The sequence below is a fragment of the Salinarimonas sp. genome (assembly GCF_046292825.1).
GTDB lineage: Bacteria > Pseudomonadota > Alphaproteobacteria > Rhizobiales > Beijerinckiaceae > Salinarimonas.
Genome location: NZ_JBKBQG010000001.1, coordinates 187600 through 202069 on the forward strand (window position 1 = coordinate 187600; position 14470 = coordinate 202069).

Below are 14470 nucleotides of genomic sequence, written 5' to 3' on the forward strand. Positions count from 1 at the left end.
TCGCCCGCTGCCGTCGGGGCTCTGTCTAGCGCACCCGGCCTAAGGAGGCGTTACGCGCGGCGGAGAGCCCGCCGCGCGCCGTCGCCGTCGTCCGATCAGGAATGGTCGCGCTCCCAGGCGGAGACCTGCTTGTCGGCCTCTTCCTTGGCGATGCCGTAGCGCTCCTGGATCTTGCCGACGAGTTCGTCGCGGCGACCCTCGATCTTGCCGATGTCGTCGTCGGTCAGGTCGGCCCAGCGCTGCTTGGCCTTGCCCTTGAACTGCGCCCAATTCCCGCGGACCTGTTCCCAATTCATGCGAAGTCTCCTCGATTGCTGGTGTCGGTTTGGGCAATCAACGCCAGGCTCACGCCCAAGGTTCCCGAGCGTGGCTACACGCTGTCCGGGAGGTTGCGTAGAGCTGTGGATTCCGGTTGTGCCCGCGGCGGAGGGGCGCTACCGATGATCGCCTGTGTTTTTCGATCAAGGCGTGTTTTTCATGATCGACCGCTCAACCGGCCGCAGGTTGCTCATCGCTTCCGCGTTCGCGCTCGTTGCAACGGCACAAGCGGCCGCCGCCGTCCCGTCCGCCGCCCCGCCCGCGCCGGCCGTCTCGCCGCACAGCGTCGACGACGCCCTCCAGATCCTCGCCCAGCGCTGGACCTGCCGGATGGCGCGCTCGTGCCGCGAGGCGGTGATCCGCTGGTGCGGCGGCTATCGGGGTGCCGACCGCGACGGCGACGGCATCCCGTGCGAGAACGTCTGCCGCTCCCGCCGCGAGGTCGACGCCATCCGCCGGGAGATCGGGTGCTGAGCGCGGACGCCGCCCCCCGCGATTCTCTTGCCCCCGCGAATCTCTTGCCCCCCGCCGCCGGATCGGCTACACCCCCAGAACTGCGCCCCGAGCGCGGCACGCGCCCGTAGCTCAGCTGGATAGAGCGTTGGATTCCGATTCCAAAGGTCAGAGGTTCGAATCCTCTCGGGCGCGCCATCTCCTCATCTTGATCCGGCCGGAACCACGGATTTGACCGCGTCCCCGTGACACGAGGGACGTTCTCGTGCCGGACGCGTGGTCGCGAGCCTCGCGCGTTCTCGCGACGAGCGCCGCATCCGCCGTCTCGTGGCGAACGCCCCCGCCTCCCGTCCGGCTCAGCCGGTCGCCTCGACAGCCCTCTTCTCGGCGCTCGGCAGCAGAGCCGCCACGGCGAGCCCCGCGACGAGGGCCGCGCCGGCGGCGGCGACGAACAGAGCCGCGAACGGCTCCGGATCGGCGGCGAGGCGCTCGCCGCCCGATTGCCTGAGCACCGCGCCGAGCACCGCGATCCCCGCCGCGAAGCCGCTCTGGCGCAGGATCGTCGCGATCGCGGAGACGGTGCCGGCGCGCTCGCGCGGCGCGAAGGTCATGATCACGCTCGAGATCTGCGCGTTCAGCGCGGCGGCGGCGGTGCCGCAGGCGAGCATGCCGCCGATCGCGAGCGCGAGGCTGCCCTCCCGCGCGGCGACGGCGAGCACGCCGCATCCGCCGGCGACGCAGACGAGCCCGATCGAGAAGAACCAGCGCGGCGTCATCGCGAGGAGGAGCCGCGCGCCGACGAAGGGCAGGAGCAGCATCGGCAGCGTCGCGGCGAGCATCAGCCAGGAAATGCTCGCGAGCGTCTGGCCGAGCCCGGTCTCGAGGAAGAGCGGGAGATAGACGAGCAGCGACCAATAGCCGATCGACAACGCGAAGGGCACGAGGCACATGCCGAGGAAGGCGGGGTCGCGCATCAGCGACAGCTCGAGCATCGGCTCTGCGCGCAGCGTCTGGCTCAGCACGAAGGCGACGCCCGCGCCCGCGGGTATCGCGATGGCGGCCCATAGCGGCAGGTCGAAGCCGGCGATCTCGGTCCCGTGCAGCAGGAGCCAGACGAGGCTCGTCAAGGCGAGCGTGAGGGTGGCCACGCCCAGATAGTCGATCGCGCGCGCGCTCGGGTCGCGCGATTCCGCGACGAGGCGCGGCACGGCGAGCGCGATGAAGAGGCAGATCGGAATGTTGATGAAGAACACCCAGCGCCAGCCGAAGAACTCCGTGATCAGGCCGCCGCCCGCGGGCCCGGCCGCCATCGCGACGCCGGTGACCGTTCCGACGAGCGCGAAGGCGCGCCCGCGCGCGGCCGGCTCGCGGAAGCGCTCGGAGAGGAGCGAGAGGCAACCGCAGATGACGAAGGCCGATCCCACGCCCTGCACCGCACGCGCGGCATAGAGCGTCGCCGCATCGGTGGCGAGGCCGCAGGCGACGGACGCCGCCACGAAGACGAGGTTGCCGAAGAGGAGCGCGCGTCGGCGCCCGTGCCGATCGGCGAGCACGCCCGCGCTCGTCAGGAGGACGACGAAGGCGAGGCTGTAGGCGTCCATGACCCAGGCGAAACCGGAGACGTCGAGCGCGAGCTCGGCCTTGATCACGGGCATTGCTACGACGACGGCGGTGATGTCGAAGGTCACGATGAACGAGGCGAGCGCCAGGGTGGACGCGACGGCCGCGTCACCCGATCTCGTCCTCGCAGCGGTGTCGTCCTGCGGAACGGCCGTCATGCTTGCGTTGCTCCCTGATCGTCGGCGGGAATGCGCGTGGCGACGGGGCCGAGCCCGGGTCCCGTCCGTGCAGCGCGCTCCGATCGCGCGCGATCCGAGACCGACGGCAGGGCGTCGGTTCGACGTGATGGTCGACCTATGATCGGCTCGGCGTGCCCGTATCGTTCACGGGCGACGTTTCCCGTGACCCGGGAGAGTGGCATTGGGGCGATTATGCACGGATGTGCGGGCAAGCTCAAGACCCGCGTACCCGGAGACGGCCGCGGAGAAATACTGACGCGACGCGGCTGCTGCCCCTGCGGCAAGCGGCGGGGCGCGTCTCAATCCACCGGCCGCGCGACCGCGAGATCGGTCGCTGCGGTCTCGGCGGCGGCGTCGCTCACCGGCTCCCCACCGGTCTCCACATCCGCGAGCTCGAGCGCGATGGCCGCGAGCTGGGCTTCGGCGGCGCGGGCGAGAGTGGTGAGGCGGGCGAGGCGGGCGCGGTTGCGGGCGATGTCGGCGTCGAGCGCGTCGGCGGCCTCGCGCCGCGCGGCGATGCGGGCCTCGAGCGCCGCCCCGGCGCTCTCGAGGTCGCGCGCCGTCGCGCGCAGGGCGTCGATCCGCGCCGCGACCTCCGCCTCTTCGGCGCGCAGGCGTTCGAGATCGCCGGTCGTGGCGGCGGAGGCCGAGCGGCCGGCATTCAGAGCGGCGTCGATCCGCGCGAGTTCGGCGCGCCGGCTCGCGAGCGTCGCCTCGACCTGCGCCACGTCCTGCGCGAGCGCGGGACCCTTCGCCGCGAGCGCCGCGACCTCGGCGTCGAGACCGTCCCGGCGGCTCTCGAGCGCGGCGATGTCGTCCGACAGGACGGCGCGGGACTGCGCCTGCGAAAGACGCGCCTCGAGCCGCGCGATCTCGCGATCCCGCGTCGCGCGCTCGGCCTCGCCGGCGCGACGGACATCGGCGAGCGCACGCGTCAGCGCCTCGTTCTCCGCCTGCAGATAGGCGCAACCGCCGAGCGCGGCCATCGCGACGACGGTGACGAAAACGAACAGCAGCTTGAATGCACCCGAACGCCTCGCGGACGCGCTGACGACCATGATGGAGCCCCCTTCGGCGGCTGATTCGCTCGGCCGCTCGTATCTGCGACAGGCTAGGCGCAGGACGCGCGCCGGGAAAAGGCCGGGGTTGCGCCGGGGCGGCCGTCGACGCAATCGGTCGCGACCTGTTGCCGGCGTGCGACACTCGTCCGCGAAACGCCGCGCCCTATCTCCCCTGCGTCAGACCGCAGGAGTGCCGTGATGAGCCTCGCGCCGCAGACCCTCGCCATCGTCGCCATCGGCGTGGCGATCCTCGTGCTCAAGGTGTGGGCGCTGTCGTCCTGAGGGCGAGCCTGCGCGCTCGCGCGCAATTGCGAACGGCCCGCGAATCTGCAAGATGTCCCGCAACGGGACGGGCCGCGAAGGCCGCGAGGGGCAGATCGCGATGATAGGGGTTTTGCGCTCCAGGGCCGGACGCGTGGTCATGGCGCTCTACGGCGTCGGCGTGCTCGCGGTCAATCTGATGTTCCTCATGAGCCTCCTCGCCGCTCTCGACGAGATCGAGGTGGGCTTCCCCGTCTCCGACACGCTGCAACTTTTGGGCGTCTTCGCGATCTTCAGCTTCTGACCGGACGGCCTCACCCGCGCGTCGGGGCGGGCTCGAAGCGCGCGCCCGCAAGCCCGCTCAGCGCGGAGGCGAAGGCGGCCGCGACGCGCTCGACCTGACCGGGGTCCCCCGTCGTCAGGAGCCGGACCCCGCCCGTGCCGGGCGATGCGAATCGCGGGTGGCGGGCGAGGTAATCCTGCGTCGCGGCGGCGACCTGCGAGGGCTGGCAGACGATCTCCGTCTCCGGCGGCAGCGCCGCTTCGAAGGCGTCGCGCACGAGCGGGAAATGCGTGCAGCCGAGGAGCGCGGCGTCAAAGGGCCTCGCGCCCGCGCCTTTTCCGCCCGCGCGCACGAGGAGCGCGCGCACGTGGGCCTCGACGCAGGCGCGGAGCACGTCCGCCGGCGCCCCGTCCTCGATCAGCCGCGCGAGGTCGAGGCAGGCTTCCGCCCAGATCTCGATGCCGGGCGCGCGCTTGTGCATCTCGATCTCGAAGACGCGGCTCTCGACCGTCGCCTGCGTCGCGAACAAGGCCACGCGCCCCCGCCGCGCTGACGGCTGCGCCGTCGCCCAGCCGTTGAAGCCCGCGCCCGCGACCACCTCGATCGTCGGCACGACGACGCCGAGCACCCGCCGCTCGGGGTAGGCCTGCGGCAGCCAATCCTGCTGGAGCCGCCGCAGCGCGACCGCCGAGGCCGTGTTGCAGGCGAGGATCACGAGCCCGCAACCCTGCTCGAACAACGTCCGCACCCCGCTGCGGGTGAGCGCGAGGATCTCCGGGCCGCTGCGCACGCCGTAGGGCGCGCGGGCATGATCGCCGAGATAGAGGAAGGTCTCGCGCGGCAGAGATCGGCGCAGCGCGTCGAGCACGGTGAGGCCGCCATGGCCGGAATCGAAGACCCCGATCACGGGTGCGGCCGAGCCGGGGGAGGGGGCCTCACGCGGCCTCCGTCGCCGCGCCGACGACGCGGCGGGCCTGATGCGAGGTCATCGGCTCGCCGAAGAGCCAGCCGACCGCGTAGTCGCAGCCGAGATCGGCGAGCGCGTTGGCGGCCTCCTCCGTCTCCACCCCCTCCGCCACGATCCCGAGCCCGAGCTCGCGGGCGAGCGCCACCATCGGCCGCAGCGCGCCCGCGCGCCCGCCGTTCGAGAGCGCGCGCACGAAGCTCTGGTCGATCTTGACGTGGTCGAAGGGGAAGCGCTGCAGATAGGAGAGCGAGGAGAAGCCGGTGCCGAAATCGTCGAGGACGAGGCCCGCCCCGAGATCGCGCAGCCGCAGGAGGAGCTGCGTGGCGAATTCGGGATTGTGCATCACGAGCCCCTCGGGCAGCTCGAGCTTGAGCGAGCCGGGCAGCACGCTCGCGCGGGCGAGCACGGTCTTGAGCTCGCCGACGAGGTCCGGCCGCAGCAGCTGGCGGCTCGGCAGCGAGACGCTCGCGAAGATCGGCGGATCGACGTCGAGCGCGGCCTGCCAGACCGAGAGCTCGCTCGCGGCGCGCTGGAGCGCGAAGGCGCCGAGCTCGACGACGAGCCCCGCTTCCTCGGCCAGCGGCACGAAGGTCTCGGGGCGCACGCGCCCGAGCCGCGGATGATCCCAGCGCAGCGACGCCTGGAAGCCGGCGACGGTGCGGTCCTCGAGCCGCACCACCGGCTCGAAGGCGACCTTCATCTCGCCGCGCTCGAGCGCCCGGCGCAGGTCGGCGGCGAGCGCCAGGCGATCGTCGCGCACGCTCTGCATCGTCAGCTTGAACACCTCGACGCGATTGCCGCCCTGGCGCTGGGCGTGCGCCATGGCGATCTCCGCCTTCTTGATCACGTCCTCCCGGCGCTGGTCGGCGGTCTGGTCGTGCAGCGCGACGCCGATCGAGGCGGTGAGGAACAGCTCGCGCTCGGCATGCGTCACCGGCGTCGAGAGGGCGCGGCGAATCATCTCGGCGAACGCCATCACCCGCTCGGCCTCCCGCTCGGAGAGGAGGACGAGGCCGAAGCAATCGCTCGACAGCCGCGCGAGCGTGTCCTGCGGCCGCAGGAGGCGCCCGAGCCGGCGCGCGAGCGTGAGCAGGATCGCGTCCCCGCCCGCCATGCCGACCGCCTCGTTGGTGGCGCGGAAGCGGTCCACGTCGACGAGGATCACCGCCGGGCGCAGAGCCCCGTCCTGCGCGGCGAAGGCGAGCGCGGTCTCGATGCGGTCCTCGAACAATTGCCGGTTCGGCAGGCCGGTGAGGCTGTCGTGCACCGCATCGTGCAGCAGGCGCTCCTCGGAGGTCTTCGAATCGGTGACGTCGGAGAGCGTGCCGATGACGCGAATCACCTCGCCGTCGGTGCCCACCACCGGGCGCGCCTTGAGCCGCAGCCAGTGGAAGGCGCCGCTCTCGCCGCGCAGGCGCACGTCGATGGCGATGCGCCCGCGCTGGCTCTCGATGACCGAATCGAGGGCGGCGCCGTAGCGGTCGCGGTCGAAGGGGTGGATGAGGTCGAGCCAGCCGGAGGCCGGCCCGCCGAGCGCCCCCCGCTTGAGCCCGAGCAGCGTCTCGACCTCCGGGGAGACGTAGACGCGGTCCGAGACGACGTCCCAGTCGAACACGATGTCGCCCGCCCCGGCGAGCGCGAGGGCGCGCCGCTCGGTGTCGCTCACCGATCCGTGCGCGAGCGAGACCCCCGAGAAGGCGTGCTGGACGACGGTGAAGCCGATCAGCATCACGATCAGAACGAGCCCGCCGATGAGCGCCGGCGCCACGAGATCGCTCTGGAGGTGCCCCATCACGGTGAAGCCCGCGGCCGCGACCCAGACGACGAGGAGAAGCCAGGTCGGGATCAGCATCACCGCCCGGTCGTAGCCGTGCGTCGCGAGGTGGAGGACGAGGAGGAAGCCGATGCCCGCGACCGTCGCGAGCGAGATCCGCGCCACGCCCGCCGCGACCGGCGGATCGACCACCGCCAGGCCCACGAGACCGGCGAGGAAGGCGAGCCAGACGAGGGTCACGTGGGCATAGCGCACGTGCCAGCGGTTCAGGTTGAGATAGGCGAACAGGAAGACGAGGAGGGTCGCCGCGAGCACCGCCTCCGCCGCCGCGCGGTAGACGCGCTCTATGTCCTCGGCGAGGGGAAAGACGCGGGCGAAGAAGCCGAAATCGATGCAGGCATAGGCGAGCACCGCCCAGGCGAGCGCCGCCGCCGCCGGGAAGATCAGCGCGCCCTTGACGACGAAGATCACCGTCAGGAACAGGGCCAAGAGGCCGGAGATGCCGATGATGATCCCCTTGTAGAGGGTCAGCCCGTTCTCCTTCTCGCGATAGACCGTCGGCTCGAAGAGATAGACGCGCGGCACCTCGGGCGTGCGCAGCTCGGCGACGAAGGTGACCGTGGTGCCCGGATCGAGCGTCATCAGGAACACGTCCGCGCGCGGATCCTCCACGCGATCGGGCCGGAAGCCCTGGCTCGCGGTGACCGCGGCGATGCGCGAGGAGCCGAGATCGGGCCACATCACCCCCGATCCGGCGAGGCGGAAATGCGGCGCGACGAGGTAGCGGTCGATCTGCTCGTCCGAATCGTTGGTGAGCGCGAAGACGACCCAATCGGGACGCGAGCCCGCCTCGCGCGCGCGCACGGCGATGCGCCGCACGATGCCGTCGGCGCCGGGCGCCGTGGAGATCTGGATGACGTCGCCGTCGGAGCGATAGCGCTCGATCGCGGGGGTCAGGTCCACCGCCGTCGCGTCGCGATGCACCCGCACCGCGTCGACGGCATGAGCGGGGCCCGCGACGCCCAGGAGCGCCGTCCCGATCGCGACGAGGAGCGCGAGAACGAGGAGGCATTGGGCGAGGGCGGTGGAGAAGGCTCGCAACGCTCGGTCACTCTCGATGATTCCGGACGGTCGTTCCGGACACGCGCCCGCGCGCGGCGAACGGAGGTCGTCGGGTCGGCTGAAAGTCGTATCGACCGGCGCGACGCCGTGCAAGGGCGTGCTTCGGGCCGGCCGCGTGATGCGCCGCGATTGAGGCGCTTTCGCGATGAGCGCAGCGCCTTCGAGGGCCGCTCGCGCGGGATCGCGCCTGCGCGCCTCAGCCGTCGATGCCGACCTCGATCAGGAAATTGCTGCCCACCGAGAGCGGCAGCCGCAGGTTCTCCTCGACATGCACGAAATCGGCCTGCGTCTGGCCGGACGGCACGGTCGCGGAGACGCGCCGGACGCGGTTCTCGAAGGTGCGGCTCGGCGTGCGCACGACGATTCGCAGAGGCGCGTCGAAGCGCCCGGCGCTGCCCTGGGGTCCGATCAGCACCCGGCCCTGGACGCCGACGCGGATCTGGTTCGTGCCGTCGGCCAAGGCCACGCATTCGCGGGAGACGTCGACGACCGAGATCTGATGGCGCAGCGCCTGATTCGAGCCCGTCCGCCCGCCGGCATAGGAGCGCGAGGCGGCGCGGCCCTGGATCACCTCGACGCGCGGGCAGGGCGCGTCTTCGAGGGCGACGTCCGGGATGGAGGGCGGGACCGTCGTGCCGCCATAGGCGAAGATGTTCGCCAGCGGATTGCCGCCGCCGTCGCCGCCGGCGGTGGTGCCGCAGCCCGAGAGGGCGAGGATGCACAGAAGGCCCAGGCCGGGACCGAGAATACGTTGCGCAGACACGTCAAACCCCCGAACGCTCGCCGATCTCGCGGCTTCGCCTATGGTGTAGCCCCGTCACGGCAGGGTGTCGAATCCCTGCGCGAATCCCTCGAGCGAGACGGGGATGCCGATGCCCTCCTCGGGCGTCTGGAAGATGATGAACGTCGCCTCCTGCCCCTCGCGCAGGAGCCCGACGAGGCCGTCGTCCATGATCACCTCGGCGACGCAGCCCGTGGGCAGGCAGCGCACGAAGCCCGCCGAGCCGACGTCGGTGTCGTCGATGCGCAGCCCGAGGCCCGCCGGCAGGAGGACGCCGAGCGGCGCGACGACGCGCAGGAGCTTCGCCTCGGTATCGGCGGTCGCGAGCACGATCACGAGGAGCGTGACGTTGGGCCGGTCCTCGGCGGCGACGTTCTGGACGATGGCGCATTGCTCCTCGCGGGCGCCCGGTGGCGTCTCGCAGCGCTGCTGCCAATCCCCGAACACCTCGCGCACGACGCCCTGCGCCGCGGCCGGAGGGGCAGCGACGGCGAGCCCGAGACCGAGCGCGCCGCCCAAGAGGGCGAGGCGTGCGGCCGTTCCCGCCGAGCGCCGCGCGGGGTGCCGAGAAGGGCCGTCGGCAGGGGCGGCTCGTCTGGTGTCGTCAGGCGCCATGGCTGGTTCCCCAGGCGGGGGCCGGAGGGGTCCGGCGCGCCCGCGCGAACGGTGACTTGCAAAAAACCGCATGTGTTGTGCGGCGACCACGTTTCCGACCATTGCGGGGCCGCTTTGTCAAGCAATCCGGTGCGCGGCCGGGTCGCGTTCGGGTCGCAGGCGGCGAAAAAGGCCGCGAGAAAGGCGTTCCGGCGGCCTTTCGGCGGTTATGACGCATCGATCTGCGACTTTCGAGCCGTTGCGCTTCCCTCCGCATTGTGTTTTTGACGTGGATCAAATCGGACGCGCTCGCGAGCCGCCCGCCGAAGTCCCCCACGAACGGGCGCGGCGGCGCGGAGATCGCAACGAGGGAGCTTCGGCATGCGCACGGGTCTTGGGTGGTCGGGATCATCGGTTCGGGGGAGGCTCGCGGCGGCGCTCGGGGGCGCGCTGGCGCTTCCGGCGCTCGGCGGGGCGGCGCTCGCCCAGGTCGGGCAGCCGGCCGATTGGCAGATCTCGATGCAGACGCCGGTGACGCAGACCGCGCAGAACATGTACGAGTTCCACACGGCGCTCGTCTGGGTGATCACGCTGATCACGCTGTTCGTCGGCGGCCTGCTGCTGTGGTGCATCTTCCGCTTCAACGAGGCGAAGAACCCGGTCCCCTCGCGCACCTCGCACAACACGCTCATCGAGGTCGCCTGGACCGTGATCCCGATCCTGATCCTGGTCGGCATCGCGATCCCGTCCTTCCGCATCATGCGCGACCAGCTGGTGATGCCCGAGCCGGAGCTCATCGTGAAGGCGACGGGCCATTCCTGGTACTGGTCCTACGAGTACGAGACTGAGAACGGCTCCTTCGAGTTCATCTCGACCATGCTCGAGGACGACGAGGCGGCCCAGCGCGGCGCGCCGCGGCTCCTCGCCGTCGACGAGCCAATGGTGGTGCCGGTCGGCACGACGGTCCTCGTGCAGGTGACGGCGTCGGACGTGCTGCACGCCTTCGCGCTCCCGTCCTTCGGCCTGAAGATCGACGCGGTGCCCGGGCGCCTCAACGAGACCTGGTTCCGCGCCGAGCGCGAGGGCGTCTATTACGGGCAGTGCTCGGAGCTGTGCGGCGCGCGCCACGCCTTCATGCCGATCGAGATCCGGGTGGTCTCGCAGGACGAGTTCGCGGCCTGGCTGGTCGACGCGGAGACGCGCTTCGCGAACCGCGACGACGGCGTGCGCCTCGCCCGCAACGTCGTCGAGGAGGAGGCCGTCCGCTGAGGGCGGCCCCGTACGCGATCGGGATTCGAGAGGGCGCGACCGCCGGGCCGCGCCGACACGACACAGGTGAAGCTCGAACGGGCGCCGTAGCGCCAAGAGGGTTTTGAGACATGGCAACCGCGACGAACGCGACGCATGCGGAGGCGCACGACCACCCGACGGGCTGGCGGCGCTGGATCTATTCGACGAACCACAAGGACATCGGCACGATGTACCTGATCTTCGCGTTCATCGCGGGTCTGGTCGGCGGCGCCCTGTCCATCGGCATTCGTCTCGAGCTGCAGGACCCGGGTCTGCAGATCTTCACCAATCCGCAGGTCTACAACGTCTTCGTCACCGGCCACGGCCTCATCATGGTGTTCTTCATGGTGATGCCGGCGCTCATCGGCGGGTTCGGCAACTGGTTCGTGCCGATCATGATCGGCGCGCCGGACATGGCCTTCCCGCGGATGAACAACATCTCGTTCTGGCTGACGGTCGCGGCGTTCTGCCTCCTGATCCTGTCGCTGTTCTTCGAGGGCGCTCCCGGCACGCTCGGCTTCGGCGGCGGCTGGACGGTGTATCCGCCGCTCTCGACGCTCGGCCACCCGGGGCCCGCGCTCGACTTCGCGATCCTGTCGCTGCACCTCGCCGGCGCGGCCTCGATCCTCGGCGCGATCAACTTCATCACCACGATCCTGAACATGCGCGCGCCGGGCATGACCCTGCACAAGATGCCGCTGTTCGCGTGGTCGATGCTGGTGACGGCGTTCCTCCTCCTGCTCGCGCTGCCGGTGCTCGCGGGCGCCATCACGATGCTGCTGACCGACCGCAATTTCGGGACGACCTTCTTCGACCCGGCCGGCGGCGGCGATCCGATCCTCTACCAGCACCTGTTCTGGTTCTTCGGCCACCCCGAAGTGTACATCATGATCCTGCCGGCCTTCGGCATCGTGTCGCACATCATCTCGACCTTCTCGAAGAAGCCGATCTTCGGCTATCTCGGCATGGCCTACGCGATGGTGGCGATCGGCGTCGTCGGCTTCGTCGTGTGGGCGCACCACATGTACACGGTCGGCCTCTCGCTGCAGACCCAGGCCTATTTCGTCTTCGCGACGATGGTGATCGCGGTGCCGACGGGCATCAAGATCTTCTCCTGGATCGCGACGATGTGGGGCGGCTCGATCCGCTTCACGGCGGCCATGCAATGGGCGGTGGGCTTCATCTTCCTGTTCACGGTCGGCGGCGTCACCGGTGTCGTGCTCGCCAACGCCTCGATCGACCGCTACATGCACGACACCTATTACGTGGTGGCGCACTTCCACTACGTGCTCTCGCTCGGCGCGGTGTTCATCATCTTCGCCGGCGTCTACTACTGGTTCCCGAAGATGTCCGGCTACGTGATGCCGGAGTGGATCGGCAAGCTCCACTTCTGGATCTCCTTCGTCGGCGCGAACGTGCTCTTCTTCCCGATGCACTTCCTCGGGCTCGCCGGCATGCCGCGCCGCTACGCCGATTATCCGGACGCCTTCGCGGGCTGGAACTTCGTCTCCTCGATGGGCTCGTACATCTTCGGTCTCGGGCTCCTCGTGTTCCTCTACGGCATCTACGTCGCCTACCGCGACAAGGTCGCCGCGGCGGACAATCCGTGGGGCGAGGGTGCGACGACGCTGGAATGGACCCTGTCCTCCCCGCCGCCGTTCCACCAGTTCGAGGAGCTGCCGAAGATCGCGGACACGCGCCACTGAGGCGCCGCACCTTCCGCACGGAGCCGGGCGGCCGCGCGCCGCCCGGCCCCTCCGCCGAGCCGCTCCCGCGATCGGGAGCGGTTGCGCAGAGGGGCCAACTCTCTCGGCCGAGGCCTTCGATCCGACAGGCGCGGGCTCGAGCCCGAGGAACAACGGAACGCGACACCCGATGAACTCGATGACCGACAGCTACGCGTCCGCGACGCGACCGGCAGCCAAGCCGGTCTCCGGGCCTGCGGTCCTGCAGCCGGTGACCGGTTCGCTCGCCGAGCCGGGGGACTACATCGCGCTCCTCAAGCCGCGGGTGATGTTCCTCGTCGTGTTCACGGCGCTCGTCGGCATGGTCGTGGTCGACGCCACCGTCCATCCCGTCGAGGCCTTCGCCGCGCTCCTCGCGATCGCGGTCGGCGCGGGCGCGTCGGGCGCGCTCAACATGTGGTGGGACGCCGACATCGACGCGGTGATGACGCGCACCCACAAGCGGCCGATTCCCGCCGGGCGCGTGACGCCGGGCGAGGCGCTCGCCTTCGGGCTCACGCTGTCGGTCGGCTCGGTCCTGGTGCTCGGCCTCGTCGCCAATTGGTGGGCGGCGGCCTTCCTCGCCTTCACGATCTTCTTCTACGCTGTCGTCTATTCGATGTGGCTCAAGCGCTCGACGCCGCAGAACATCGTCATCGGCGGCGCGGCGGGCGCCTTCCCGCCGATGGTGGCCGATCTCGCGGTGACGGGCTCGCTCGGCATCGAGACGCTCGTCCTGTTCGCGATCATCTTCCTGTGGACGCCGCCGCATTTCTGGGCGCTCGCCCTCGTCAAGTCGGGCGACTACGCCCGCGCCGGGGTGCCGATGCTGCCGAACGTGCGCGGGGCGGACCATACCCGCGTGCAGATCCTCGCCTACACGGCCGTCTTCGTGCCGGTGACCCTGCTCCCGAGCATCCTCGGCTTCGGCGGGCTCGTCTACGCGGTCGTCTCGGTCGTCACGGGCCTGGCGATGGCGGGGCTGACCTGGCGCGTCTACCGCGTGCGCGAGGGGGCGGAGGCGGCCAAGGCCGCGCAGCAATTGTTCGGGTTCACCATCCTGCACCTGTTCATCCTGTTCTCGGTGCTGCTCGCCGAGCACGGGCTCGGGCTCTGGCGCGCCGTGCCGACGATCGCGGGAGCGTGGTGATGGCGCGCGTGCCCGACGACGTCCGAAACGAGCTGCCGGCGGAGGCTCCCGAGGCGTCCGCCGAGGCGCAGGCGCGCGCCGCCTTCGAACGGCGCCGGCGGGCGCGCTCGATCGCGCTCGCGGTCGCGCTCGCCGCGCTCGTGATCCTCTTCTACGTGGTCACCATCACCAAGATGGGGCCGCAGATCCTCGACCGACCCCTCTGAGCGCGACGAGGCCGCCATGAACGAGACGCAGAGCACGAACCGGGCGATCGAAGGCGAGGCCCTGCGCAAGCAGAAGGCCGTGCGCCGCACGGTCGTCACCTGCGTGAGCGTCGTCGCCGGCATGGTCGGCATGGCCTATGCCGCGGTGCCGCTCTACGATCTGTTCTGCCGCGTCACCGGCTTCGGCGGCACGCCGATGATCGGCACCGAGGCGCCGGGCACCGTCCTCGACGAGACGGTGCGGGTCCGCTTCGTGGCGAACACCGCCCGCAATCTCGATTGGCGCTTCTCCGCCGAGGCGCCCTCCATCGAGACGCGGATCGGGGAGACGCAGACGGTCTTCTATTCCGTCACCAACCGGTCCGACGAGGACCAGGTCGGCATGGCGACCTTCAACGTCACCCCGGAGATCGCCGGGCAGTTCTTCGTCAAGCTGCAATGCTTCTGCTTCGAGGAGAACCGCCTCGCGGCCGGCGAGACGATGGATTCGGCGGTGATGTTCTACATCGACCCGGCGATCCTCGATCACCCGGTCGCGCGGGAGATCCGAACGATCACCTTGTCATACACCTACTTCTTGTCCAAGAACGGTGAGCCGGTCGCGGCCGGCGCATCGCTCGACACGGCGGCGAGCGGGACGCCGCCCACCTGAAGACGCGAGAACAAGCCCAGCCGGGTCGCCCCGGC

14 protein-coding genes and 1 tRNA gene are annotated in these 14470 nt (G+C 70.6%); 8 read left to right on the forward strand and 7 right to left on the reverse strand.

Annotated features, from left to right (window positions below; translation table 11 throughout):
* Positions 1–95 precede the first annotated feature (95 nt).
* Positions 96–296, reverse strand: coding sequence for a CsbD family protein (locus ACK4UM_RS00920; protein ID WP_409794297.1), 201 nt, complete (start codon positions 294–296; stop codon positions 96–98).
* 154 nt (positions 297–450) lie between these two features.
* Here ACK4UM_RS00920 and ACK4UM_RS00925 point away from each other — a divergent pair, with 154 nt between their 5' ends.
* Positions 451–792, forward strand: a complete 342-nt coding sequence (locus ACK4UM_RS00925; RefSeq protein WP_409794300.1) for a calcium-binding protein — start codon at positions 451–453, stop codon at positions 790–792.
* Between the two features lie 100 nt (positions 793–892).
* A tRNA-Arg gene (locus ACK4UM_RS00930) sits at positions 893–969 on the forward strand.
* 158 nt (positions 970–1127) lie between these two features.
* Here ACK4UM_RS00930 and ACK4UM_RS00935 read toward each other — a convergent pair.
* Together ACK4UM_RS00935 and ACK4UM_RS00940 are read right to left on the reverse strand one after the other, a co-directional pair.
* Positions 1128–2549: an MFS transporter gene (locus ACK4UM_RS00935; protein WP_409794303.1), complete on the reverse strand. Its 1422-nt coding sequence runs from the start codon at positions 2547–2549 to the stop codon at positions 1128–1130.
* Between the two features lie 320 nt (positions 2550–2869).
* On the reverse strand, positions 2870–3628 hold the full coding sequence (locus ACK4UM_RS00940; RefSeq protein WP_409794306.1) for a hypothetical protein: 759 nt from the start codon (positions 3626–3628) through the stop codon (positions 2870–2872).
* A gap of 337 nt (positions 3629–3965) precedes the next feature.
* On the opposite strand from ACK4UM_RS00940, the gene ACK4UM_RS00945 reads away from it, so the two are divergent.
* Complete coding sequence (locus ACK4UM_RS00945; RefSeq protein WP_409794309.1) at positions 3966–4196, forward strand: hypothetical protein; 231 nt, start codon at positions 3966–3968, stop codon at positions 4194–4196.
* 10 nt (positions 4197–4206) lie between these two features.
* Here ACK4UM_RS00945 and ACK4UM_RS00950 read toward each other — a convergent pair whose 3' ends face one another.
* The 4 genes from ACK4UM_RS00950 to ACK4UM_RS00965 form a co-directional block, all read right to left on the reverse strand.
* Positions 4207–5082, reverse strand: a complete 876-nt coding sequence (locus ACK4UM_RS00950) for a glutamate racemase (protein ID WP_409794312.1) — start codon at positions 5080–5082, stop codon at positions 4207–4209.
* Between the two features lie 28 nt (positions 5083–5110).
* On the reverse strand, positions 5111–8017 hold the full coding sequence (locus ACK4UM_RS00955; RefSeq protein ID WP_409794314.1) for an EAL domain-containing protein: 2907 nt from the start codon (positions 8015–8017) through the stop codon (positions 5111–5113).
* A gap of 217 nt (positions 8018–8234) precedes the next feature.
* Positions 8235–8801 carry a hypothetical protein gene (locus ACK4UM_RS00960; protein ID WP_409794317.1) on the reverse strand — a complete coding sequence of 189 codons (567 nt, stop codon included), beginning with the start codon at positions 8799–8801 and terminating at the stop codon, positions 8235–8237.
* 54 nt (positions 8802–8855) lie between these two features.
* A complete protein-coding gene (locus ACK4UM_RS00965; protein WP_409794320.1) occupies positions 8856–9434 on the reverse strand; it encodes an invasion associated locus B family protein in 579 nt (192 codons plus the stop codon).
* A 360-nt stretch (positions 9435–9794) separates the two neighbouring features.
* On the opposite strand from ACK4UM_RS00965, the gene coxB reads away from it, so the two are divergent.
* The 5 genes from coxB to ACK4UM_RS00990 all read left to right on the forward strand — a co-directional run bounded on the left by coxB (position 9795) and on the right by ACK4UM_RS00990 (position 14435).
* The gene (coxB, locus tag ACK4UM_RS00970; protein ID WP_409794323.1) at positions 9795–10682 is read left to right on the forward strand and encodes a cytochrome c oxidase subunit II; all 888 of its coding nucleotides are present in this window, start codon (positions 9795–9797) and stop codon (positions 10680–10682) included.
* 110 nt (positions 10683–10792) lie between these two features.
* Positions 10793–12409 (forward strand): cytochrome c oxidase subunit I, encoded by a 1617-nt coding sequence (gene ctaD, locus ACK4UM_RS00975; protein WP_409794326.1) that lies wholly within the window; start codon positions 10793–10795, stop codon positions 12407–12409.
* A gap of 169 nt (positions 12410–12578) precedes the next feature.
* Positions 12579–13577: a heme o synthase gene (locus ACK4UM_RS00980; protein WP_409794329.1), complete on the forward strand. Its 999-nt coding sequence runs from the start codon at positions 12579–12581 to the stop codon at positions 13575–13577.
* Positions 13577–13783: a hypothetical protein gene (locus tag ACK4UM_RS00985; RefSeq protein WP_409794332.1), complete on the forward strand. Its 207-nt coding sequence runs from the start codon at positions 13577–13579 to the stop codon at positions 13781–13783. The genes ACK4UM_RS00980 and ACK4UM_RS00985 overlap by 1 nt, the downstream gene beginning before the upstream one ends.
* Positions 13784–13799: 16 nt before the next feature.
* The gene (locus ACK4UM_RS00990; RefSeq protein ID WP_409794334.1) at positions 13800–14435 is read left to right on the forward strand and encodes a cytochrome c oxidase assembly protein; all 636 of its coding nucleotides are present in this window, start codon (positions 13800–13802) and stop codon (positions 14433–14435) included.
* Positions 14436–14470 lie beyond the last annotated feature (35 nt).

What these genes read in the sequence shown, in the direction of transcription:
- ACK4UM_RS00920 (WP_409794297.1), bottom strand. Translation starts at nt 296, where the DNA reads ATGAATTGGGAACAGGTCCGCGGGAATTGGGCGCAGTTCAAGGGCAAG.
- ACK4UM_RS00935 (WP_409794303.1), bottom strand. Translation starts at nt 2,549, where the DNA reads ATGACGGCCGTTCCGCAGGACGACACCGCTGCGAGGACGAGATCGGGT.
- ACK4UM_RS00940 (WP_409794306.1), bottom strand. Translation starts at nt 3,628, where the DNA reads ATGGTCGTCAGCGCGTCCGCGAGGCGTTCGGGTGCATTCAAGCTGCTG.
- ACK4UM_RS00945 (WP_409794309.1), top strand. Translation starts at nt 3,966, where the DNA reads ATGTCCCGCAACGGGACGGGCCGCGAAGGCCGCGAGGGGCAGATCGCG.
- ACK4UM_RS00965 (WP_409794320.1), bottom strand. Translation starts at nt 9,434, where the DNA reads ATGGCGCCTGACGACACCAGACGAGCCGCCCCTGCCGACGGCCCTTCT.
- coxB (WP_409794323.1), top strand. Translation starts at nt 9,795, where the DNA reads ATGCGCACGGGTCTTGGGTGGTCGGGATCATCGGTTCGGGGGAGGCTC.
- ctaD (WP_409794326.1), top strand. Translation starts at nt 10,793, where the DNA reads ATGGCAACCGCGACGAACGCGACGCATGCGGAGGCGCACGACCACCCG.
- ACK4UM_RS00980 (WP_409794329.1), top strand. Translation starts at nt 12,579, where the DNA reads ATGAACTCGATGACCGACAGCTACGCGTCCGCGACGCGACCGGCAGCC.
- ACK4UM_RS00985 (WP_409794332.1), top strand. Translation starts at nt 13,577, where the DNA reads ATGGCGCGCGTGCCCGACGACGTCCGAAACGAGCTGCCGGCGGAGGCT.
- ACK4UM_RS00990 (WP_409794334.1), top strand. Translation starts at nt 13,800, where the DNA reads ATGAACGAGACGCAGAGCACGAACCGGGCGATCGAAGGCGAGGCCCTG.